This window comes from Streptomyces montanisoli (genome assembly GCF_017813245.1).
In the GTDB taxonomy this organism is placed as follows: Bacteria; Actinomycetota; Actinomycetes; order Streptomycetales; family Streptomycetaceae; genus Streptomyces; species Streptomyces montanisoli.
The window spans coordinates 36,173-56,918 of the sequence record NZ_JAGIQL010000015.1 but is presented as its reverse complement, the minus strand read 5'-3'; the positions used below and the strand labels follow the sequence as shown (position 1 = coordinate 56,918).

General features: G+C 72.7%; 17 protein-coding genes. 4 read left to right on the top strand and 13 right to left on the bottom strand.

The annotated features are described in order from the left end of the window. Positions 1–33 precede the first annotated feature (33 nt). From JFN87_RS06290 to JFN87_RS06280, 3 genes are read right to left on the bottom strand one after another with little or no spacing between them, the layout of a single operon-like run. Positions 34–759 (bottom strand): cupin domain-containing protein, encoded by a 726-nt coding sequence (locus tag JFN87_RS06290; protein WP_209338884.1) that lies wholly within the window; start codon positions 757–759, stop codon positions 34–36. Further along, positions 756–1,679, bottom strand: a complete 924-nt coding sequence (locus JFN87_RS06285) for a DUF6807 domain-containing protein (RefSeq protein ID WP_209338883.1) — start codon at positions 1,677–1,679, stop codon at positions 756–758. Before JFN87_RS06285 ends, JFN87_RS06290 begins: the two co-directional genes overlap by 4 nt. After that, on the bottom strand, positions 1,676–2,821 hold the full coding sequence (locus JFN87_RS06280; RefSeq protein WP_209338882.1) for a Gfo/Idh/MocA family protein: 1,146 nt from the start codon (positions 2,819–2,821) through the stop codon (positions 1,676–1,678). Before JFN87_RS06280 ends, JFN87_RS06285 begins: the two co-directional genes overlap by 4 nt. 205 nt (positions 2,822–3,026) lie before the next feature. Here JFN87_RS06280 and JFN87_RS06275 point away from each other — a divergent pair, with 205 nt between their 5' ends. Next, positions 3,027–4,070 carry a LacI family DNA-binding transcriptional regulator gene (locus JFN87_RS06275; RefSeq protein ID WP_209338881.1) on the top strand — a complete coding sequence of 348 codons (1,044 nt, stop codon included), beginning with the start codon at positions 3,027–3,029 and terminating at the stop codon, positions 4,068–4,070. Between the two features lie 20 nt (positions 4,071–4,090). Here JFN87_RS06275 and JFN87_RS06270 read toward each other — a convergent pair whose 3' ends face one another. The 5 genes from JFN87_RS06270 to JFN87_RS06250 all read right to left on the bottom strand — a co-directional run bounded on the left by JFN87_RS06270 (position 4,091) and on the right by JFN87_RS06250 (position 9,390). Beyond that, positions 4,091–4,921, bottom strand: a complete 831-nt coding sequence (locus JFN87_RS06270) for an ABC transporter ATP-binding protein (protein ID WP_307865325.1) — start codon at positions 4,919–4,921, stop codon at positions 4,091–4,093. Positions 4,922–4,968: 47 nt separating this feature from the next. Beyond that, positions 4,969–6,000 carry a FecCD family ABC transporter permease gene (locus JFN87_RS06265; protein ID WP_209338879.1) on the bottom strand — a complete coding sequence of 344 codons (1,032 nt, stop codon included), beginning with the start codon at positions 5,998–6,000 and terminating at the stop codon, positions 4,969–4,971. 19 nt (positions 6,001–6,019) lie between these two features. Then, on the bottom strand, positions 6,020–7,033 hold the full coding sequence (locus JFN87_RS06260) for an ABC transporter substrate-binding protein (protein ID WP_209338878.1): 1,014 nt from the start codon (positions 7,031–7,033) through the stop codon (positions 6,020–6,022). A gap of 354 nt (positions 7,034–7,387) precedes the next feature. After that, positions 7,388–8,581 carry a YncE family protein gene (locus tag JFN87_RS06255; protein ID WP_209338877.1) on the bottom strand — a complete coding sequence of 398 codons (1,194 nt, stop codon included), beginning with the start codon at positions 8,579–8,581 and terminating at the stop codon, positions 7,388–7,390. Further along, positions 8,578–9,390 carry a polysaccharide deacetylase family protein gene (locus tag JFN87_RS06250; protein ID WP_209338876.1) on the bottom strand — a complete coding sequence of 271 codons (813 nt, stop codon included), beginning with the start codon at positions 9,388–9,390 and terminating at the stop codon, positions 8,578–8,580. Before JFN87_RS06250 ends, JFN87_RS06255 begins: the two co-directional genes overlap by 4 nt. A 203-nt stretch (positions 9,391–9,593) precedes the next feature. Between JFN87_RS06250 and JFN87_RS06245 the strand changes: the two genes are divergently transcribed. Next, a complete protein-coding gene (locus JFN87_RS06245; protein WP_209338875.1) occupies positions 9,594–10,289 on the top strand; it encodes a TetR/AcrR family transcriptional regulator in 696 nt (231 codons plus the stop codon). Between the two features lie 54 nt (positions 10,290–10,343). Here JFN87_RS06245 and JFN87_RS06240 read toward each other — a convergent pair whose 3' ends face one another. The 3 genes from JFN87_RS06240 to JFN87_RS06230 all read right to left on the bottom strand — a co-directional run bounded on the left by JFN87_RS06240 (position 10,344) and on the right by JFN87_RS06230 (position 17,896). Beyond that, on the bottom strand, positions 10,344–13,157 hold the full coding sequence (locus JFN87_RS06240; RefSeq protein ID WP_209338874.1) for an N-acetylmuramoyl-L-alanine amidase: 2,814 nt from the start codon (positions 13,155–13,157) through the stop codon (positions 10,344–10,346). Between the two features lie 225 nt (positions 13,158–13,382). After that, positions 13,383–16,193: a penicillin acylase family protein gene (locus JFN87_RS06235; RefSeq protein WP_209338873.1), complete on the bottom strand. Its 2,811-nt coding sequence runs from the start codon at positions 16,191–16,193 to the stop codon at positions 13,383–13,385. A 266-nt stretch (positions 16,194–16,459) separates the two neighbouring features. Continuing rightward, positions 16,460–17,896, bottom strand: a complete 1,437-nt coding sequence (locus JFN87_RS06230; RefSeq protein ID WP_209338872.1) for a hypothetical protein — start codon at positions 17,894–17,896, stop codon at positions 16,460–16,462. A gap of 141 nt (positions 17,897–18,037) precedes the next feature. Between JFN87_RS06230 and JFN87_RS34285 the strand changes: the two genes are divergently transcribed. Both JFN87_RS34285 and JFN87_RS06220 read left to right on the top strand, forming a co-directional pair. Beyond that, the gene (locus tag JFN87_RS34285) at positions 18,038–18,352 is read left to right on the top strand and encodes a hypothetical protein (RefSeq protein WP_307865324.1); all 315 of its coding nucleotides are present in this window, start codon (positions 18,038–18,040) and stop codon (positions 18,350–18,352) included. A 12-nt stretch (positions 18,353–18,364) separates the two neighbouring features. Next, a complete protein-coding gene (locus JFN87_RS06220; protein WP_209338871.1) occupies positions 18,365–19,180 on the top strand; it encodes a carbon-nitrogen hydrolase family protein in 816 nt (271 codons plus the stop codon). Positions 19,181–19,190: 10 nt separating this feature from the next. On the opposite strand, the gene JFN87_RS06215 is transcribed toward JFN87_RS06220, so the two are convergent. Both JFN87_RS06215 and JFN87_RS06210 read right to left on the bottom strand, forming a co-directional pair. Next, a complete protein-coding gene (locus JFN87_RS06215) occupies positions 19,191–19,589 on the bottom strand; it encodes a RidA family protein (RefSeq protein WP_209338870.1) in 399 nt (132 codons plus the stop codon). After that, positions 19,586–20,701: an acyl-CoA dehydrogenase family protein gene (locus JFN87_RS06210; protein ID WP_209338869.1), complete on the bottom strand. Its 1,116-nt coding sequence runs from the start codon at positions 20,699–20,701 to the stop codon at positions 19,586–19,588. The genes JFN87_RS06215 and JFN87_RS06210 overlap by 4 nt, the downstream gene beginning before the upstream one ends. Between the last annotated feature and the right edge of the window lie 45 nt (positions 20,702–20,746).

Here is a 20,746-nt window from a genome sequence, read left to right as displayed (position 1 = left end):
GGGCGTTGACGGTGGGACGGGAGGGCAGGCGGGTCAGATGCCCGGGTAGACGTCCAGGCGGCCGCACATGCCGAAGCGTCCGCGTGCGGTGGGCCCGGTCGCGGTGACCCGGGCCCCGGTCAGGTGGTGTGCGTCCTGCGCGCGCAGGGCGTCGAGTTGGGCCCTGGTGGCCTGCGCGGCCGTGTGCGCGCCCTCGCGCCACCGCTGCTCCCACGCGTCGAGCCGGGGGCGTACGAGCGCGGCGGCCGCCTCGTGGAAGGCCGCGAGCGGGCGGGGGTCGCCGTTCTCGGTGGCCTGTCGCAACTGGAGGAAGCGGCGCGTGGCCAGGTCCCTGCGGGTGCGCGCGGCCGCCACCTGCTCGGCCTCGGGAACGTCGGCAGGTATGCGCACGGCGTCCGCGTACGTCGCGGGGTCGGTGAGCAGGTCCTGGGGCAGGGTGAGTACCGCGTCGCCGGCCTCGGGCAGGCCGCTGTTCTGCATGACGACGGTGATCTCCAGGCCGCCGCCGTTGGTCAGGCGGTGGATCGTGCCGGGTGTGAACCAGGCGACGGTCCCCGGCTCCAGCGGCGTCTCCTGGTATCCGGTGGTGGTCAGTGTCTGCACCGTGCCGCGGCCCGCCGTCACCACGTACCCCTCGGTGCAGGTGAGGTGCAGGTGCGGTGTGCCGCCGCCGGGCAGTTCGTCGACGGTGGGCCAGTCGTACACGGTGAGCCTGGACACCCCGACCGCCCCGGGGAAGCCGTCGTATGCGGCGCTCACCAGGCGTGCCCGCGCAGCTGGGCGGCCACCCGGTCGCGGTCCCACGCGCCGTCGGCGACGGTCACGCGGTAGGCGCGGCTGAGTGCCTCACCGGGGGCGAGGACGAGCTCCTCGTGGAACGCCCAGGAGGGCGCGACCGCGGCGAACGGGTCGCTGCGCACGAACCAGTGTGCCGGGTGGGTGCCCTTGTCGCCGCGGTGGTCGTTGGCAGGTGCGTGCTCGAAGACCATCGTGGCCTGCCCGTCCCGCCCGTCGTGCTCGCCGACGTACGCCAGCCATGCGGCCTGGGTGCCCATCAGGTCGCCGTCGTCCGCCTCGGCGCTGAAGACCTGTCCGCCGCGGAAGGCGCGCGGGCCGCGCCAGAACAGGCCCGTGTAGCCCGCGGCGGGCCGGCCGTGGGTCGTGGGACTGCCGAAGCGCAGCGGCTCCGCACGCCGGTTGACGACGGACGAGGTCCAGGTGAGCGACCAGCTGCCGGCTTCCGGGTCGACGTCGGACACCTCGACGCGGCGCTCCTCCTCGGCCCACAGCTCGCCGTCGTACGGGTGCCAGGTCAGGCGTTCGGCGATGACGGCACGGTCGCCGTCCGCCGACACCTCCTCGAAGCCGGTGTGCGCCATCGAGCCGATCTTCTCCGGCAGGGCGAGGTAGCCCTCGCCGTGCACGTACGTGTTGCCGCCCCACAGGTTCTGGCCCGAGAGGTGCGAGGCAGTGAGTTGCAGCCCCTTGTGCCAGCGGTGGTCGTTGGGGCGGTAGTCGGTGACGACCGCGCCGGACAGCGTGCGTATCGGGTGCAGGTAGGGCTTGGGCGCCTCCCAGGCGGCCTCGGGACGGTACACGTAGGCGAACAGCTCGGTGCCGGTGGCCTCGTGGGCCACGGTGACGCGGTCGCCGTGGACGTGGGTCAGTGCCAGGGTCATGCGTGGTCCTCCTCGCCGGAGCCGGCCGGCGCCCAGCCGGGGGCGCCGCCGTGCAGTTCGGTGTAGTAGGGGTCGCCCGGGCCGATGTCACCGGCGTGTACGGGAGCGTCCGTGAACGCGGACTTGTACAGGGCGGTGATGAACTCCAGCGTCCTGCGGCCGCCGGGACCGCTGGTGGAGTGGCGCCGCCCGGACCCGATGTCGTCGACGAGGCAGCGCAGTTGGGCGAGGTGGGAGCTCGGCTCGTCCTCGCCGAACGCGCGCCAGCCCGCCACGGTCGCCTCGGGGACACCGGGGGCCGGTGTGATGCGCCAGTCCGCGTTGCGGTAGCCGTACAGATGGGTCAGCTCGATCGTGGCCCGCTCGCAGTCGATGCGGATCCGGCTGACCTCGTCGGGTGAGACCACGCTGTTCACCAGCGTCGCGACGGCGCCGCCCTCGAAGCGGACCTGCGCGGTGGACACGTCCTCGGTCTCCACGTCGTGCACGAGCCTTGCCGCCATACCGCGCACCTCGCTCCACGGCCCCATCAGATCGAGCAGCAGGTCCGTCTGGTGAATGCCGTGCCCCATCGCGGGACCGCCGCCCTCCGTCGCCCAACGGCCGCGCCACGGCACGGCGTAGTAGGCGGCGTCGCGGTACCAGGTGGTCTGGCAGTGGGCGACGAGGGGGCGGCCGAACGCGCCGTCGCGCAGCAGGCGCCGCACGTGCCGGGCGCCGGAGCCGAAGCGGTGCTGGAAGACGATCGACGCGTACGGGTCGGCGTCGCCGCCCTTCTCCGCGCCCTCGATGGCGTCGTAGTCGGCCAGGGAGGGACACGGCGGCTTCTCGCACCAGACCCAGGCGCCGGCGCGCAGCGCGGCCACGGACTGCTCGCGGTGGACTGCCGGCGGGGTGCACAACACCACGAGATCCGGGCGCACTTCGGCCAGCATCGCGTCGAGGTCCGTGGACGCGTACGGGATGGAGAACGAGTCGGCGAACGCGCGCGCGGCGGGGCCGTCCACGTCGACCGCGGCCACGACCTCCGTCCTCCCCTCCGCTGCCAGCGTGCGCAGGGCGGGCAGGTGGCTCGAGCGCGCGATGCCTCCCGTGCCGACCACGGCCGTGCGCAGTGGAGCGTCCGAACGATGCGGAGACATACGGTCCCTCTCGTGAGACGAGCACGGCAAGCGCTTGCTGCCGCTCGCATCAACGGCAAGCGCTTGCCATCGGTTCCAACGTTGTAACCGCCCGGCGTCCGCAGGGTCAACCCTTCGTTCGAAAACAGCTGAAGCCCGTGGCACTTGCTGACAGAAAGCGCGTGCGCGTGCATACTCTGGGGAGACTTCAGCGAGGGGCCGTCCGGTGGCAGCAGTGACACTCAAGGACGTGGCCGAGCGCGCGGGGGTGTCGATCAAAACGGTTTCCAACGTTGTACGCGACGCCCCGCGGGTGTCAGCGGCCACGCGGGAACGGGTGACGCGTGCCGTGCGCGAACTCGGCTACCGGCCCAACCCGTCGGCACGCCGGCTGCGTACGGGGCGCGGCGGCCTGATCGCCCTCGCCGTCCCGGAACTGACCACGCCGTACTTCGCCGACCTCGCCCACCACGTGCGGACGGAGGCCACCGCGCTCGGCCTCACCGTGCTGATCGAGGAGACGCTCCAGGACCCGACGGAGGAGCTGCGCCTGGCCACCGGGGTCGGTGCGTCGCTGCTCGACGGTGTGATCCTCTCGCCACTGCACGTGACGGCCACCGAACTCGCCCCCGTGGCCGACGCGTTCCCGCTGGTCCTCCTCGGCGAGCGCAGCTACGGGACCGAGCGGGTGGTCGCCGACCACGTGCTCATCGACAACGCGGCGGCGGCGCGCGACGCGACCGCGCACCTGGCCGGCCTGGGCCGGACGAGGATCGCGGCCATCGGCGCGGACAGGAAGGCGTCGGCGACGAGCCGCCAGCGTCTTGAGGGCTTCCAGCTGGCGCTGCACGGGGCGGGGCTGCGCTTCGACCCCAGGCTGGCGCCGCCTGTGGAGGAGTTCGACCGGCGTGACGGCCTGCTGGCGATGCGCGCGCTCCTGGGCCTGCCCGCGGATGTACGGCCCGACGCGGTGTTCTGCTTCAGCGACACGCTGGCCGTCGGGGCGCTGCGTGCGGTGCACGAGGTGGGCCTGACCGTGCCGGGGGACATCGCCCTGGCCGGCCTCGACGGGTCGCAGGAGGCCCTCTACAGCACGCCGTCCCTGACGACCGTCGTCCCCGACATGAGCGCCATCGCCTCCCTGGCCGTGAAGTGCCTGGCCGTCCGCATCCGTTCGGACCGGCCCCTGCCGTTCGAGGTGCACGTGGCCCCGCACTGGCTCGAGGAGAGGGAGTCCACGGCCGGGGTGCGCCGCCCCCTGGAGGTCTGAGGAAGCCGGGAAGCCACCCGTCAGGGTTTGCGCAGCGGGGTGACCACCGGCCGCCCCTCGGGGTCCTGGGTCACCGCCACGCGCGCCGCGTAGACGCGGGCGATCAGCTCCTCGGTGATGACCTCGGCGGGCGTGCCGTTCGCGGCGACGCGTCCGCCGTCGAGCAGCACGAGCCGCTGCGCGTACTGGGCGGCGGTGGTCAGGTCGTGCAGGGTGCTGACCACCGTCAGCCGCCGGCTGCCGCGCAACTCGTCCACCAGGTCGAGGACGTGCTGCTGGTGTCCCAGGTCGAGCGCCGAGGTGGGCTCGTCGAGCAGCAGCATCCTGGGTTCCTGCGCCAGGGCGCGGGCGAGCGCCACGCGTTGTCGCTCCCCGCCGGAGAGCGCGGACAGCCGGCGGTCCGCGAACCGGGTGAGGTCGAGCGCGGCGAGTGACTCCTCCCCCGCCCGCTGGTCGCGGGCGCCCGGGTGCGCCAGGTAGCCGAGGTGCGGCGTCCGGCCGAGGAGCACGTACTCCCGCACCGTCATGTCCGGCGGCAGCACGGGCGCCTGCGGCACGTAGGCGATCAGCCGTGCCCGCTCCCGGTCGCGCAGGCCGCCGACGTCGGTGCCGCCGACGAGGACGGTGCCGCGGTGGCGGGCCAGTCCCGCGATGGCACGCAGGACGGTCGACTTGCCGGCGCCGTTGGGCCCGATCAGCGCGAGCCAGCCGCCCGGCGCGACGGTGCAGGACACGGCACGCACGACCGGGGTGCCGTCCAGGTCGACGTCGAGCCCGGTGACGTCGAGCCCGGCCGGGCCGGGAGCCGCGTCACCGGGAGCCGCGCCGCCGGGAGCCGCGCTGGTCGGCACGGGCCGTTCCTGTCCGGCCTGCCCGGGGACGGAGGGCGCGGGCCGGCTCATGTGCGCACCGATCGCGTGGTGCGCAGGATCAGCACGAACGCGGGCGAGCCGACGAGCGCGGTCACGACGCCGATCGGCAGTTCGGCCGGTGCCACCAGCGTGCGGGCCGCGGCGTCGGCGAGGATCAGGGATCCGCCGCCGAACAGGAGGGACAGCGGGAGGACGACCCGGTACGAGGTGCCGGCCAGCCGCCTGACCGCGTGCGGCACGACGATGCCGACGAAGCCGATCAGCCCGCTGACCGCCACGGCGCTCGCCGCGGCCAGCGCGCACCCCGCCACGACGATCAGCCGGATCCTGCCGGGGTGCAGGCCGAGGGAGCGGCCCTCCTCGTCGCCCACGGCCAGCACGTCGAGGTGGCGGCCGTGCAGCAGTACCACCACGGCGGCGACCGCCAGGTAGGGCAGGATCTCCCCCGTCTGGTGCCAGGTGGCGGCGGAGAGGGAGCCGAGCAGCCACGAGTAGACCTGCTGGATGTCCTGGCTGGAGCGTTGCAGCACGTACGTCTGGACGGCGGCGAGGAACAGCGAGACCGCGAGGCCGGCCAGCAGCAGCGTGGACGTGCCGGGGCCGCCCGTGACGCCGACGAGGTAGGCGATGGCCACCCCGGCGAGCGACCCGGCGAACGCGGCCGCGGGCACGGCACTCGACGCCGCGCTGCCCAGCGCGACGATGGCCAGGGTCGCCCCGAGGCCGGCGCCGGCCGACGAGCCGAGCAGCGAGGAGTCGACGAGCGGGTTGCGGAACACGCCCTGGTAGCCCGCGCCCGCGAGCGAGAGCGCCCCGCCGACCAGCGCGCCGAGCACCACGCGGGGCAGCCGGATCTGGAACAGCACCGCGTGATCGAGCGGGCTCAGCCCGGAGTGCAGATGGACGAACGGCAGCCGGTCGAGCAGCGCGGCGGCCGTGGCCGCGGGGCTGAGGCCCGCCGCCCCGGCCATGGCCCCGACGAGCACCGCGCAGGCGAGGAAGACCACCGCGACCGCGTACAGGCGCACCGTGCGGGAGCGGGCGGCTGCACGGATCACGGCCTGCGCTCGTTCCCCGTCACCGCGAAGGCGCCTTCTCGACCGCCCGGGCGATCGCGTCGACGAGCTGGGGCAGGCGAGGCCCCCAGCGGGAGGCGACGTCGCCGTCGAGGCCGATGACCGCCTTGCTCCGCACCGCGGGGATGCCCGACCAGCCGGGGCGCGCCGAGACGATCGCCGGGCTCTGCCCGCCGTCGGACTTCCCGCTGTCGCCGAGGAAGATCAGCCGCGGTTTCGCGGAGACGATGTACTCCTGCGAGAGCTGGGGGTATCCGCCGTCGGACGCCTTGTCCGCCTTGTCGGCCACGTTCTTGAGGCCGAACAGCGACGCCACCCTGCCCACGAAGGTCGAGGAGGTCGCCGAGTAGTAGGGGCTGGCGCCCAGCTCCCAGTAATAGCTGAGGCCGGAGTGATGGCTGCCGGCCCGCTTGAGCGTTGCGGCTATCCGTGACTTCATCCCGGCGACGGTGTGCTCGGCCTGCGCGGTGTGACCGGTGGCCCGGCCTATCCGGTCGATCTGCGTGTAGGCGTCGTCGATCGTCGCCGCCGCCGGCTCGATCATCACCGGGACGCCGAGCTTGCCCAACCGGTCGACGAGGCCGCCCGAGTCCTGGGATGCGACGACGAGGTCCGGGCTGTACTTGGCGATCGCCTCGATGTTCGGGGTCAGGCCGCTGAGGCTGGTGACGGGCGCGCTCGCGGGGTAGTCGGAGTCGGCGTCGACGGCGACGACCTGCTTGCCCGCGCCGACGGCGTAGAGGTCCTCGGTCGCGGTCGGCGAGAGCGACACGATGTGCGCGGGCCGTGCGGCGATGGTGACCTTGCCGTTGGCGGCCCGCAGGGTGACCGGGAACGACGCGGCGGGCGATCCCGAGGCCGAGGAAGAGGCCCGGGATGATGCGCCGTCCGACGATTTCCCGGAACCGCAGCCGGCGATGAAGGTGGTGGCGGCGAGGGCGGCGGTGGCGGCCGACAGCGCGCGGAGGAACGGCGCTCGGTGGAGTATCCGGCGTCGGCCGGGGCGGTGCGTCATGTGCGCTTCCTCCCGTGAGGACGGGAAGAAGCCGATCCATCGACAGGCCGCGACACGTGGACGCGCACAGGCGAAGACGGATCGCCCTTCCACGAGGGTCGATGTCTTGGCGCGGCAGGAGGCGACCTGGCTTCGGCCGCGGTGGGGCGGCCTTCACAGTTGCGGGACAGCGCCGGACTGGCCCGCTCGACACGGGCTTCACCGGCTTCGCTGCCTGATGCGCCACCGGCGCCCGGTGAGGTCACATGGGCGTCGGCCGCCGAAAAGTAGCACGCCGGGAACCGCACTGTAAATCGCACGACTCCGGGCTTTCGGGACGTGGGCGCACGCCTGGGGCGCGAGTGCCCGCATGGGTCAGCGGAAGACGCCGGTGTGCCCCAGGGAGTAGCGGCCCGGCTGCGGGTACACGCACAGGCCGTGCGGGCCGTCGCCGACCTTGATGCGGTGGATCAGGTGTCCGTCGGCGGTACTGATCGCGTAGACCTCGGAGTTGTAGCGCCCGGACAGCCACAGCACCTTGCCGTCGGCCGAGACGCCGCCCATGTCGGGGCTGCCGCCGCCGGGGAGATGCCACTTGGCGACCGGCTTGCCCGTGGCGAGGTCGAGGACCGAGATCGAGCCCTCGCCGCGGTTGGAGACGTACAGCCGCCGCGAGTCGCGGCTTACGTACAGGCCGTGTGCTCCCTTGCCGGTACGCAGCAGGTGCGGGCGGCCGAACGTGTCGCCGTTCAGCGTCCACACGCCATTGGCCACCATGTCGGCCACGTACCACGTCTTGCCGTCCGGGGAGATCTTGACGTCCTGCGGCTTGGCGCCCGCCATCGGCAGTTTCTGCCGCGCGACGATCTCCATCCGGGCCGTGTCCACCTTGAGCAGGTCGCCGGAGAACTCGCACGAGACGATGAAGTACCGTCCGTCGGGCGAGAAGTCGGCGTGGTTGACGCCGCCGCACTCGGCGGGCACCGACTTCACGACCTTCATGGTGTGCGCGTCGCGGAACACCAGTTGGCGGTCCTTGGACGCCATCACCACCGCGTACTTGCCGTCCGGGGTGAAGTACAGGTTGTAGGGGTCGTGCACCGGGACCGGGCGGCCCGCCTTGCCGGTGGCCGGGTCGATGGGCGTCAGGCTGTTGCCGAGATCGTTGTTGACCCACAGCGTCTTCAGGTCCCAGGACGGCACGACGTGCTGCGGCTCGTGCCCCACCGGCAGGGTGGCGATCACCTTGTACGTCGCGGGGTCGATGACGCTGACCGTGTCCGACTTCGTGTTGGGCACGTAGACGCGCGACGGGAAGTCCTTGACGACGGGCGAGAGCCGGCCGGGGCGGTCCGCGGCGTAGAGGTCGTGCGGGTCGAGCGGCGGCGGCATGCCGGGCAGCAGGTCCTGGCCGGGGCCGACGGCGGCCCGCGTCGCGGAGGGGGCCGCCGGGTGGGACGCGGCGCGGGCGGCGCCCGCCGGGTGGCCGTCGCCCGAACTCGTGCAGGCGGCCGCGGCGGTGGCCAGGACCATGGCGAGGAGGGCGGCGCGGGCCCTTGGCCGCCTCATGCCCGTACCATCCGCGTGGCGGTGACGGCGCTCAGGCCGCGGCCCCGGAGGCCGTCGAGGATGCCGGGCAGGGCTTCGAGCGTTCCGGTGTGTCCGAGGTGCATGCTGACGACAGAGCCGGGGCGCACGGCCGCCAGTACGGTCCCGCGCACGGCGTCCGCGCCGGGGTCGGTGTAGTCGAGGGAGTCCACGTCGTAGGACAGGCAGTGCGCGTACCCCGCCTTGCGGGCCTGCCGCTGGACGAGCGGGGTGGCCAGGACGGCCTGCGAGGGGCGGAACCACGTGCCGGCCGAGCCGGTCAGCCGGCGCAGGCGCCGCGCGCAGTCGTCGATCTCCCGGTACGCGTCCGCCGCGTTCATCGCGGAGATGTCGACGTGGTGCTGCGTGTGGTTGCCGAGGTCGTGGCCGCCGGACAGGATGCGCCGTGCGATGCCCGGATGGGCGTCGAGCCACGTGCCGACGGCCAGCACGGTGAGATGGGCCCCGGCGCGCTCCGCCGTGGTCAGGACCGCCTCGGCCAGGGCCGGTTCGCCCTGGCCGTGGAAGGTCAGCGCCACGTTCGGCCGGTCGCGGGGGCCGTGCCGCACCTGGTCGGGAAGGTGCGGCGGGAGGGCGGCGGGGGACGCCACGGCCCGGGACGCGGCGCTCGTGGGCGCCGCGTGCCGTGCGGCGGGCGAAGGCGACGCGGTCCCGGGCCGCTCCGGCGGGGCCGCCGTGGTGTCGGAGCAGGCGCCGAGCAGGGTCCCCGCGGCGCCGGCCGCGGTCGCCCCGCACAGATTCCTCAACACGCGTCGGCGTTCGACCGCCATGGCTGGCACCTCGCAGGTCGCTGCGGCCGGCCGCGGGACGCGGCCGGCTCCTCGGCGCGGCGACCGCGGGCAGCCGTCGCGGACGGCCGCATCCGCCGTCCTCAGCACGGTAGGCAGGCGGTACGCGGCCGCGCACTCCGCCGGGGTCCGTGCGTGTGACGCCGGCTCTCCGCGCCGCCGAACACGTTCGTTAAGCTGGGCGTGTGACGCCGAGTACCCCCGCACCCCGCAGCCGCCGCGAGCGGCCCGCCAAGCCCGCGCTCACCTACGAGGGCATCGTCGCCACGGCGGTGCGCCTGATGGAGGCCGAGGGGCTGGGGCGCGTGACCATGCGCCGCCTCGCCCAGGAACTCGACACGGGCCCGGCGTCGCTGTACGTGTACGTGGCCGGCACCGCGGAACTGCACGCGGCGATTCTGGAGGAGCGCCTCGGCGCCGTCGACCTGTCGCCCGCCGCCGGCGGCGTCGACGACTGGTCCGATCGGCTGGTGCGGTTGCTCGGCTCCTACATGAGCGTGCTGTTCGAGCACCCGAGCCTCGCGCGCTCCGCCCTGGTCGCCCGGCCTTCGGGCCCCAACTACCTGGCGCTGGTCGAAGGTGTCCTGGCTCTCCTGCACGAGGGCGGTGTGCCGGGAGGGCAGGCCGCGTGGGGCGTGGACGTCCTGCTGCAGATGGCCACCGCCGACGCGGCGGAGCACTCCTCGCGCGGTCAGTCCTCCGACGCGGAGGCGGAGCACGGCGCGGCCATGGCCGCGCTGTCCGGCGCGTCCCCCGCGAGGCACCCGCGGATCGCCGCGCTGGGCGACGACCTCTTCTCCGGGGCCCCTGGGCAGCGCTTCGACTGGGCGTTCCACGCGGTGATCAACGGCATCGCGGCGACACCGCGTCCGGCGCGGTGAGGCGCCCGGCACCTGCCCGCGGGCAGGTGCCGGGCGCCGGGCGCCGCGGCTCGTTCAGACCAGCAGGTTGAAGATCTGCCAGCCGGTACCGATCTCGGCGCGCGTCGCGAACGGGGCCGACGCCTTGCCGGTGCCACGGTAGAACCACAGCTTGCCGGAGGTGTCCCGGGCGATGAGGTCACCGATTCCGTCGCGGTTGAGGTCACTGGGACCGGCGAGTGTGTTGTACACCTGCCAGCCCTTCCCGATCTGGGTGCGCGTCGCGAACGGCGCTGCCGCGTTGCCGGTGCCCCGGTAGAGCCACAGCATGCCCGAGGCGTCCCGGGCGACCATGTCGGGCTTGCCGTCGCCGGTGAGGTCGCCCGTGGACGTCATCATCTTGTAGGTGTTCCAGCCGGTGCCGATCTTCTGCTTGGTCAGGAACGGCCTCGTCATCGTGCCGGTGCCGCGGTACAGCCACAGCATGCCCGAGGTGTCGCGGGCGACCATGTCGGGCTTGCCGTCGCCGGTCAGGTCGCGTGCGCCCCAGATCCCGTTGAACTGGTTCCAGCCGGTGCCCACCTTGGCCTTGGTCCTGAACGGCGCACTCGGGTTGGAGCTGCCGCGGTAGTACCAGAGCGTGCCGCTCTTGTCGCGAGCCACCATGTCGCCGGTGCCGTCGGCCCGCAGCGCGGTCAGGGGCGTGATCGCGCTGAACTGCTGCCAGCCGGGGCCGACGCGGTAGCGCTTGAAGAACGGCGCGGTGGCGCTGCCGGTCCCCTGGTACTGCCAGAGCACACCGGAGGAGTCGCGGGCGACCGCGTTGTAGCGGTCAGTGCCCGGGTCGGCGGGCGTGCTGGTGGCCACCTGCACGTCGCTCGACTTCACCCATGCGATGCGGTGGTTGTAGCGGATCGGGTAGAACGTCGTCGTTCCGGTGACCAGGGTCCTGTCGTGGGCCGCGGTGCCGGAGAACGTCCCCGCGTACCAGTAGTCACCCGCCTTCGCGGGACCCGCCTGCACATAGGCCTGGCCCGCCGGAAGGCTGTACTTCGTCAGGGAGGCGCTGTTGCTCGCCTGCACGGGCACTCCGGTGCCCGCGTAGGCCGCGTCCTCCGGGTAGGCGCGTCCGTACACCGGGATGGACGAGGCACCCGCCTTGGCCTTGAGCACCGGCGTCCCGCTCTTGCCGACCGGCGAGGTGAACTGGCCGCTGGAGTTCCAGAACCAGGCCTTCCTGCCGCCGTACCAGATGGCGGTCCAGCCGCCCTTGGTCTCCGCGACGACGTACTCGCCGCCGGCCACGACCTTGTCCCCCCAGTTGGGGCCGTCGGTGGACCTGACCGACGGCATGTAGGGGTCGGCGATCTTCGCCGAGCTCGTCGAGGGCGAGGTGTAGAGGTAGCCGAAGTTGGCCGGCTGCTTCGCGACCGTGCTGCCGCCGTAGGTGATCGTCGGCTGGTTGTCGGTCGTGAACGGCGGTACCACCCGGACCACTTGGCCCACCTTGAGCGGACCGCCGGCGCCACTCGCGCCGGTGGGGGCGCCGAGCAGGGACATGTAGTGGTTCCAGTCCCAGAACGGGCCCGGGTCCCAGTGCTGGGTCGCCACGTTGGCGTTGAGGACGCCCGGCACCTCGTCGTGGCCGATGATGTGCTCGCGGTCCAGCGGGATGCCGAAGCGGGCCGCCAGGTACTTCACGAGCGTGGCGGAGGACTCGTACTCGGACGGGGTGTACCAGCTGCCCGCCTTGATGGCGTAGCCCTCGTGCTCGATGCCGATCGAGTGCATGTTGATCGTCTTGTTGGCGGCGTGCCAGGCCTCGTCCTTGGTCGGCACCATCTGGGTGACCAGGCCGTCGGACGCGCGTATCAGGTAGTGCGTGCTGGCGTACGTGGCCGAGTTCTGGAAGCTGGCCACCGAGCCCGCGTAGCTGCCCTCGGTGTCGTGGATGACGATGTAGCGGATGTCCTCGCCGCCGGACGGGCGGTTGGCCACGTTGTAGTTGCCGAAGTCGTCCGAGGTGCTGCTGTTCTGCTTGAACGCGGCGGGCTTGAAGTCGCAGGCGAGCCCTGACGGGCACTCCGGCGCCTGGGTCGTCGTGAGGGCCGCCTGCGAGGCCAGCGGCACCTTCGACGCGGTGTTCGGGTTCACGGACGGGTCGGCCGGCAGTGACACCTGCTGCCCATCGGCCGTGACGTCGCTCTGCCCGCTCTTGACCGTGTCGAAGACGCGCTTGGCGAACAGCCCGGCACCCTTGCGGTCCGGGGACTGGCTGTAGCGGGCGACGGCGGCGTACCACTGGCCCGGGTCCTTCGAGAGGGAGCCCTTCGCGTCGTGCTGGTACTTCGCCAGCAGTGCGGCGCCGGCGCGGATGCTCTGGGCCGGGTCGTGTCGCACGGCGGTGGCCGGCTTGTCGATGAGCTTGGCGCCCTCGTCCAGCGTGTGCAGCCGCGGACTGCTGGTGTCGACCGCGGGCGGTGCCGACTTGAGCGCGCGCTTGGCGTCGAAGTGCTTCATGACGGCCGGGTCGCCGCTCATGTTGAGGTGATCGAGGCGCTGCCGGTCGGTGGGGGTCGCCACGTCGCCCGGCGTGACCTGGGTCAGGCCCATGACGTTGTAGGAGCCCGTGGTGCTCGGCTGCCCGTCGTGGGTGTCCCAGTTCGACGACTGGTAGGAGACCGCCATCAGGACGCTCTCGGGGACGTGGAACTCACGTGCCGCGCTGTCGAACTGTGACTGCAGACGCGCGTCCGCGGCCACGCTTTCCGGGGCCGCGGTGCCCTGGGCGGCGAGGGCGGCCGTGCCGGCGGCGGCCGCGATGACGACGCCGGAGGCGACGCCGTAGATCAAGAGCCGCTTCTTGCGGTCTCTTCGGTGCTGCTTCAAACCCCACCCCTGTGCGGTGTCACGGGTTGCTGAGGAACCCGTGGAATCTGAGAAAGATGAGAAAGCCGAGAGACACGGAATGTAGCAAGCCCCGGAGACGTCCGCGACGTTGGTGTGCCGATAGCGCCCCGGGCCCGTGCGACGCCGGTGCGCGGGTGGGGCGGTGGGGCTGTGCCCCCGCGGTGGTGCCCCGGGGCGGGCCCGGGGCACCGGTGACCGGTCGTGCTACCGGTGTGCGGGGAACTCCACGACCTGCTGGTAGGTGGGCCGGTTCTGCCAGGAGATGCGGTCGTCGGTGACGCCGCCCAGCGGGCGCTGCACGATGCTGTCGGCGCACCACTGGTCGCCTGTCGCGCAGCCGTCGTCGCCGGGGTAGACCTGGCTCGCGGGCTCGGCCGCCGCCTGCTTCAGCGAGTCGAGGAGCACTGTGCGGCACGCCGAGAGGTCGCCGCCGCCGCAGTACTCCTCGCCCAGGGCGCCGCTGACCGGCTTGCCGAGCACCGACCTGAGGTCCTTGTCGACGTAGGACCACCAGCCGTACTGGAAGGCGCTGCCCGCGTGGCTGCCGGTGGGTCCGTGGCCCGCGGAGGGTGCCTCGTCGACGGTGAGCGAGGCGGTCAGCGCGGAGTACAGGCCGTCGCCGAGGCCGGGCCGGAACTCGGCCTTGACGAGCGCGGGCCACCACGCGTCCATGACGCGGATCGCGTCGGAGTCGGCGTAGGTGCCTGAGCCCTCGCTCGTCTCGCGGCGCTTGCTGCCGTCGGCCACCCAGTTCTCCAGCTTCTGCACGGTGTCGCCCAGTTGCGGGTCGGTGATGGGCGCGCTGCGCAGCACGGCGAGGAGGTCGGGCAGGACGTCCTCGCCCCGCAGGTCGGTCACGGCCGCGTCGGCCATCGCGCGGGTGAGCCGGGCGCGGGTCACACCGCCCTTGGCGACGAGCGCCTTGACCCGGTCGTCGAGCAGGTTCGCGCGGTGCACGGAGCCGTTGCCGAAGGTGGCGGAGTCGTACCCGGTGGCCTGCTTGTTGTTCCAGGAGACGTAGTAGTCCTGGTCGACGGAGTGCGGGTGCTGTGCGGGCGGCGTGTAGTCGGCGGTGTTGCCGTCCGGGTCGAACCCGCGCCACTCGTAGGCGGGTTGCGCCAGCACGGGAAGTGACGCGTCGACGCCGGGCGCCCGCACGGGGTTGCTGCCCGAGTTGTAGTAGGCGGTGTGCCGGCTGTCGGCGTAGAACCAGTTGAAGGTGTAGTCGATGTGCTGCGCCGCGCTCTGGAAAGTGGCCGGATCGTGCACGTAGCCGGGGTCGTTGAGCATCTGGAAGCCGATGATGGAGTCGGCCTCGTGCCGGTAGGAGCTGCGCAGTGTGGTGTAGGCGACGGGTTTGCCGTCGATGGTGGCGCGGTACTGCACGGGCCCGTACTTCGTGCGGTACACCTGCATGCGGTAGGAGCCCTTGGCGGTGGAGTCGGCCAGGGTCGGCGACCAGGAATCGGTCCGCTCCAGCTTCTCCATCGGCACGCAACTGCCGTGCCACAGGTAGGAGGTGGCGTCCTTGGACGGCGTCCCGCCGTCCGGGTCGCACAGCTGGACGGCGTAGGTGTCGGTGACGTCCTGGGCGGCGGAGGTGGCGCTCCAGGCGTAGTCCTGGCCCCTGCCGAGTTCCACGTAGAGGCTCAGACCGGCGAACGCGGCGCCGCGTGCGCTGATGCCGGGGCCCTGCAATTCCTCCAGCATGAGGAGTTGCGGTGCGAAGTACCCGGTCTGCGGGCCGAACACGGCGACGGGGTGGCCGCTCGCGGTGTGCGCTGCCGACACGAGGAGGGCGTTGGACATGCCCTTGCGCGGGGTGGCGAACAGGTCGGCGGGCAGCACTCCGTGGTCGAACACGCCCTGGAGCGGCTTGAGGTTCGCGGGCGCCTTGACGGGGGTGCGCTCGGCCGCCGCGCCCTGCACGGCGGACCCGGTGCGGTCGTACACGAGCGGTTCCTGCGTCACGGAGCCCGGGTCGGGCATCGCGGTGCCGCGTGCGTGTGCGGGTTTGACGGCGTACGGGAAGGTCTGGCCGTCGTGCAGGGTGCGGACGGCCTCGGGGTCGTCGCGCTCACGGAAGGACTCCCAGACCTTCGTGCCCCGCGTGACGCCGTACTTGGCCTGCGCGGCCTGCAGCGAGAGCGCGCTCTGCACCTCTCCCCCGCCGCCCGAGCCGAACAGGGCGCCCACGACGGAGGCGAGGGCGATCAGGTCGGTGAGCTTGAACTTGTCGATGGACCCGGCGTTGGTGATGGGGTCGATGTGGCCCGTCAGGTCGTACTCGCCGGGGAAGTACCGCCCCGGCTTCGCCTTGGCTATGTAGGCGTTGATGCCGTCGACGTACGCCTGCGCGTCCGCGAGCGCCTGCGCGCCGCGTTTCCCTTGGGCGGCGAGGTGGTCCACCTGCGCCTGGAGGTCGGCCTCCGTGTAGGGGGCGGCACGCCAGAACTGCTGCTCCAGGCCCTGGTTGGCGGCCGCGCCACCGGCGAACGAGGTCAGCTCACCGCGTCCTACGTGGCGGAAGAGGTCCATCAGCCACAGCCGGTCGTGGGCCGCGGCGTAGCCGGCGCCGAACTCGGTGCCCGAGCGGGTGGTGCCCTTGATGTGCGGCACGCCGGTGGCCTTGTCACGGGTGATGGTGACGTCGGCGCGCGGGCTGTAGGTGGAGGCGACCTGGTCCTCGGGCACGCCGAAGGAGGAGTCGTTGTAGAACGAGCCGATCTTGGCGTCGGTCAGCCCCTGATAGCCGGAGGCGAGGTCGGCGTAGGGGCCGAGCTGGTCACTGGTGTGTGCGGGCCGGGTGCCGAGCACGCGGTTGGCGAGGATGTCGGCGAGGGTGGCGTTGCCGTTCTCGCCGGGCGGCAGGATGTCGCCGCACTGGCTCTGGCAGTAGTCGTCGGTGGGGCCGGCAGCCGCCGCGGCCGTCGGCAGTGGGGTGACGAGCCCCATGCCGAGGGCGATCACGGCGCCTGCCGCGGCTGTTCTGAGACTGAGGGTGCGTCGTCGCATTCCCGCTCCTCCCGGAAGGCAGTGCGACAGAGGTTACCGCCGGTAGGCCCGAGGGTCGCGGGTGTGCGACGCCGTTTTCAGGCCGAGTTGACGCGCACGGCGCTCGCGGCGCGCGGTCGACGCGGTGGCCACGACGGCCGCGGGCCGCTCTCCGCGGCGTCGCCCCCGCCCACCACGTCCGGGCCTGAGCGGCCGGTACGCGGGGACAGGGGCGTGACGTACGGGCCAGTGGACCGAGCCCGGCACCGTGGATGTCGTCGAGAACCTCAATTGAGCACGAGTGACGCCACATCGTCGGCGGCGTCGGGGTCGAACGCGGGGCGCCCGCCTGCGCCGCCCTCCTCGCCCCAGCCCATGCTCACGCTTCCCAGTGCTCCCGGGACGACTTGGTCCACCCTCAAGGTGACTGAGAAGTCGTACCGCTTCCCGTCGGGCACCAGGTAACTCGCCTCGCACCAGTAGGGCCCGTGGGCGGTGACTTCCGGGTCGTCGTAGACGGACGGTTCGCAGCCGCGGGACGCGCTCACCACCGTCGTACCAGGCGGCGGCGTCATCTCGACCCCCATGGGCGACCCGCTACGGTCGAATATGGTCGCAGGACCGTTGTTCACCATCCCGAACGTCAAAGTGACCGTATCGCCCTGGGCGGCATGCGCCGATCCACCGGTCACCGCGAAGTCGGCGGTGTTGACCGCCGAGAGGGCGGCGATCCGGTAGTCGCTGTGCGTGCCGGTCTCCGGCAGCGAAACGGCACCGGCAGGCGCGGCGGAGGCCGTTCCGGCCTTGACCACCTTGAGCCCCAGGGCGCTGCCGGTGCCCTGCTTCCATGTCCGCCCCGTCACATAGGCACCGAAGGCCGGGTCACCGGCGGGTGCGACAAGAGTGTCCAGGTACGTGGAGTACGCGGTCGAGCGCATCCGCAGCCGCACGGGCTCACTGAGCGCATCGGTCTGGCCGACGGGTACGTCACCGGGGATGGTGCAGAGCGCCAGGTCGGCCTCGGCGTCTCTGGGCCGCATGCTGTACCGGCAGTTCGCGTAGTGCTTGGTGAAGGTCGCGCCGGGGGACGCGGCGAGCAGGATCTCCGTCGCACTCGCGGGCCGGTCACCGATGTTGGTGAAACGAACGGGCTCCCGCACCGTGGAGCCGACCTCGAGGCCGGTGTGATCCACGAGCTTCTTCTGGCTGAAGGCGGGCCCACCGATCTCCACCGAGCCGGTGGCGCCCACGACGGTGGCGCCCTCGGCCGTGCCGCTGACACCGTAGTCCGCGACAGCTCCCAGGGCGGCACCGGCACGAGCGCGCACGGTCATCTGCGTCACGCCCCACAGTCCACTGCGCGGCGTCAGGTGATCGCTCGTTACCTGGTCCTCGCAGGTGGCGATCCCGGCGTCCACAGTGCAGTTACCGGAGAACGAGACACGCGCGATTCTGCTGAGCCTGCTGATGTCGATCTTCAGAGTGATCGGCGCGTTCACCTTCCTCGCCGATGTGCGGAAGGAGAAGTTCGGTTGCACGGTCTTCGCCACACCCGGGGTGCCCGCCGGGGCGACCGCCACCGGAGACAGCCCCTCCAGGGTGAGCACCGGATCGGACGAAGGCGTGGCGGCGGCCGCCGGGCCGACACCGCTCAGTGCACCGACCGCGGACACGGTCAGCACCGCTGCGACCGACAGCGCCCGGCGCACGACAGAATGTCTCATGTAATGGCTTCCCTCAGCAGGAGCTCGGAGAAGGCCGGAACGCCCGTGACAATCCGCGCCTTCACATCAGGTTCACGGCGCACACTAGATAAGGTCACAGGCTTTGTCGTTGGGCCCGGGAGGGAGCAATGGGGCTCCTGGGTGCGAGGGCAGGCAAACGGACCGTACTTTTTCCCGGCGCTTGCCCAACACACGAGTGAGGCTTTACCCGGTCGCGCACCATCCCGGTGGGCCGGTGTCATCGGCGGCGCGATCGCCCCGCTCGTCTTCACGGCTCTGCTGGGATCGTTCGGCACGTGGCTGCCGCTGGCCGGGTACGTGGCGGTCGCGGCCGCGGTCACGGTCGCGGGCGTGCTGCTCGGGCGGGACGCGGGGCGCGGCGGCGCCGAGCACCCCGCGTCCGCGCGCGTGCCGTACCCGGCGGAGCATGGGGCCTCCGCCGCCACAACGAAATGAGGAGTGAGACGGATGCGGATCAGCCTGTGCCAGACGGCCTCGACCGATCAGCCGGGGGAGAACCTCGCCGAGATCCGGCGGTGCGTGCGCCGGGCGGCCGACGAGGGCGCCGACCTGGCCGTGCTTCCCGAGGCGGCGATGGCCCGCTTCGGGGTGCCGCTCGGTCCCGTGGCCGAGACGGTCGACGGTGCGTGGGCGGGGGCCGTGCGCGAGGTGGCGCTGGAGACCGGTGTGACGGTCGTCGCGGGCATGTTCACGCCCGCGCCCGGCGGGCGGGTGGCGAACACGCTGCTGGCGACGGGCCCCGGCGTGTCCGGGCACTACGACAAGATCCACCTGTACGACGCCTTCGGCTACCGCGAGTCGGACACGGTGGCGGCGGGGCGGCGGGTGGTGACGGTGGACGTCGCGGGTGTCCGCGTCGGCCTCGCCACCTGCTACGACGTGCGCTTCCCCGAGCTCTTCCGCGCGCACGCCGACGCCGGCGCGGTGCTCTCGCTGCTGCCGGCGTCCTGGGGTTCGGGACCCGGCAAGGGCGACCAGTGGGAACTGCTCGTACGGGCAAGGGCGCTGGACGCCACGGTGTGGCTCGCCGCCGTCGACCAGGCGCTGCCCGCCGGCACTGAGGCCGAGGCGCCGACGCCCGCGCCGAACGGGGTGGGACGCAGCCTCCTGGTGGGCCCCGACGGCGTCGTCAGGGCACGTATGGACGGGGAACCCGGCCTGCTGACCGTCGAGTTCGACCCGGCGGAGGCGGCGCGCGTGCGCAAGGCGCTGCCCGTCCTCGCCAACCGCAGGCTGCCGCTGGGGCCTTCGCCGGCGGCATGACGGCAGCCGCTCAGGGCAGGACCGCGATGCCGTCCAGCTCGACCAGGGCCTGCTCGTCCCAGAGCCTGACCACTCCCACCACGGCCATGGCCGGGTAGTCGCGGCCCGCGAGCCGTTGCCAGACGCGGCCGAGCTCGCGGGAGTTGGCCCGGTAGTCGGCGACGTCCGTGGCGTAGACCGTGACCCTGGCCAGGTCGGCGGGCGCGCCGCCCGCCGCCGCCAGCGCGTCGAGCAGGTTGGTCAGCGCCGTCTCGAACTGCTCCGTCAGGGACGTGCCGACGAGCGCGCCGCCCGCGTCCAGCGCGGTCTGGCCGGCGAGGAACACGAGCGTGCCGCCCGTGGCGGTCACCGCGTGCGAGAAGCCTGTGGCCGGGGAGAGTTCGCCGGGGTTGATCCGCTCCAGGCTCATGCGTACAGCTCCTTGGCGATGATGGTGCGCTGGACCTCGCTCGCGCCCTCGTATATGCGGGGCGCGCGTACCTCACGGTAGAGGTGTTCGAGCAGGTGCCCGGTGCGTAGCGCGCGGGCGCCGTGCAGTTGCACGGCCGCGTCGACGACGTACTGCGCGGTCTCGGTGGCGAACAGCTTGGCCATGGCGGACGTGCGCGGTACGTGGGCGGCACGCGCGTCGTACGCGGCGGCCGCGGCGTGGACCATCAGGCGGGCGGCCTCGGTGCGGGTGGCCATCTCGGCGACCTGGTGCGCGACGGCCTGCAGGTCCTTCAGCGGCCCGCCGAACGCGGTGCGCCCCGCCGTGTGCGCGAGCGTGGCGTCGAGTGCGGCGGCCGCCATGCCCACGGCGAAGGCGCCGACGCTCGGGCGGAAGAGGTTGAGCGCGTTCATGGCGACGCGGAACCCGCCGCCGGCCTCGCCGAGCACGTCGTCCGGCGTCACGGGCACGCCGTCGAAGGTGAGCGAGCCGATGGGATGGGGCGAGAGCATCTCGATCGGCTCGCCCGTCAGGCCCGGGCGGTCGCCCGGGACGAGGAAGGCCGTGATGCCGCGGGCGCCCGGCTCGGGTCCCGTCCTGGCGAAGACCGTGTAGAAGTCGGCCTCGGGCGCGTTGGAGATCCAGCACTTCTCGCCGGTCAGGCGCCAGCCGCCGGCGCGGGTGTCGCGGGAGGCCGCGAGCGCGAGGGCTGCGGCGTCCGATCCGGCGCCCGGCTCGCTCAGCGCGAAGGCCGCGACCGCCGAGCCCTCCGCGACCGCGGGCAGCCACCGCCCGCGCTGGCCCTCGGTGCCGGCCTGGGCGACGGCGGCGGCGCCGAGCCCCTGGAGGGCGAGGGCCGTCTCCGCCTCCGTGCAGCCGTAGGCGAGGGACTCGCGCAGCAGGCACAGGTCGAGCGCGCTCGCGCCGAACACCTGCCCGAGCAGCCCGAGGTCCCCGAGGGCTCGAACGAGCGGCCGGTTCACCCGGCCGGGTGTGCCCTGCCCGGCGATCGTGCGCAGCCGCCCTGCCGCCAGGGCGCGCACCTCCTCGCACCGCGCGGTCTGTACCGGATCGAGCGAGAATGCGGACATCCGGGGCCCCGTTTCCAGCGTCTTCTATCGCGGACCGTTGACTGT

Bases quoted from the DNA above. Each gene is read 5' to 3' on its own strand.
- JFN87_RS06250 (WP_209338876.1), bottom strand. From the start codon at position 9,390: ATGGCGGTCGAACGCCGACGCGTGTTGAGGAATCTGTGCGGGGCGACC.
- JFN87_RS06215 (WP_209338870.1), bottom strand. From the start codon at position 19,589: ATGAGCCTGGAGCGGATCAACCCCGGCGAACTCTCCCCGGCCACAGGC.
- JFN87_RS06210 (WP_209338869.1), bottom strand. From the start codon at position 20,701: ATGTCCGCATTCTCGCTCGATCCGGTACAGACCGCGCGGTGCGAGGAG.
- JFN87_RS06220 (WP_209338871.1), top strand. From the start codon at position 18,365: ATGCGGATCAGCCTGTGCCAGACGGCCTCGACCGATCAGCCGGGGGAG.
- JFN87_RS06280 (WP_209338882.1), bottom strand. From the start codon at position 2,821: ATGTCTCCGCATCGTTCGGACGCTCCACTGCGCACGGCCGTGGTCGGC.
- JFN87_RS06235 (WP_209338873.1), bottom strand. From the start codon at position 16,193: ATGCGACGACGCACCCTCAGTCTCAGAACAGCCGCGGCAGGCGCCGTG.
- JFN87_RS06255 (WP_209338877.1), bottom strand. From the start codon at position 8,581: ATGAGGCGGCCAAGGGCCCGCGCCGCCCTCCTCGCCATGGTCCTGGCC.
- JFN87_RS06285 (WP_209338883.1), bottom strand. From the start codon at position 1,679: ATGACCCTGGCACTGACCCACGTCCACGGCGACCGCGTCACCGTGGCC.
- JFN87_RS06260 (WP_209338878.1), bottom strand. From the start codon at position 7,033: ATGACGCACCGCCCCGGCCGACGCCGGATACTCCACCGAGCGCCGTTC.
- JFN87_RS06230 (WP_209338872.1), bottom strand. From the start codon at position 17,896: ATGAGACATTCTGTCGTGCGCCGGGCGCTGTCGGTCGCAGCGGTGCTG.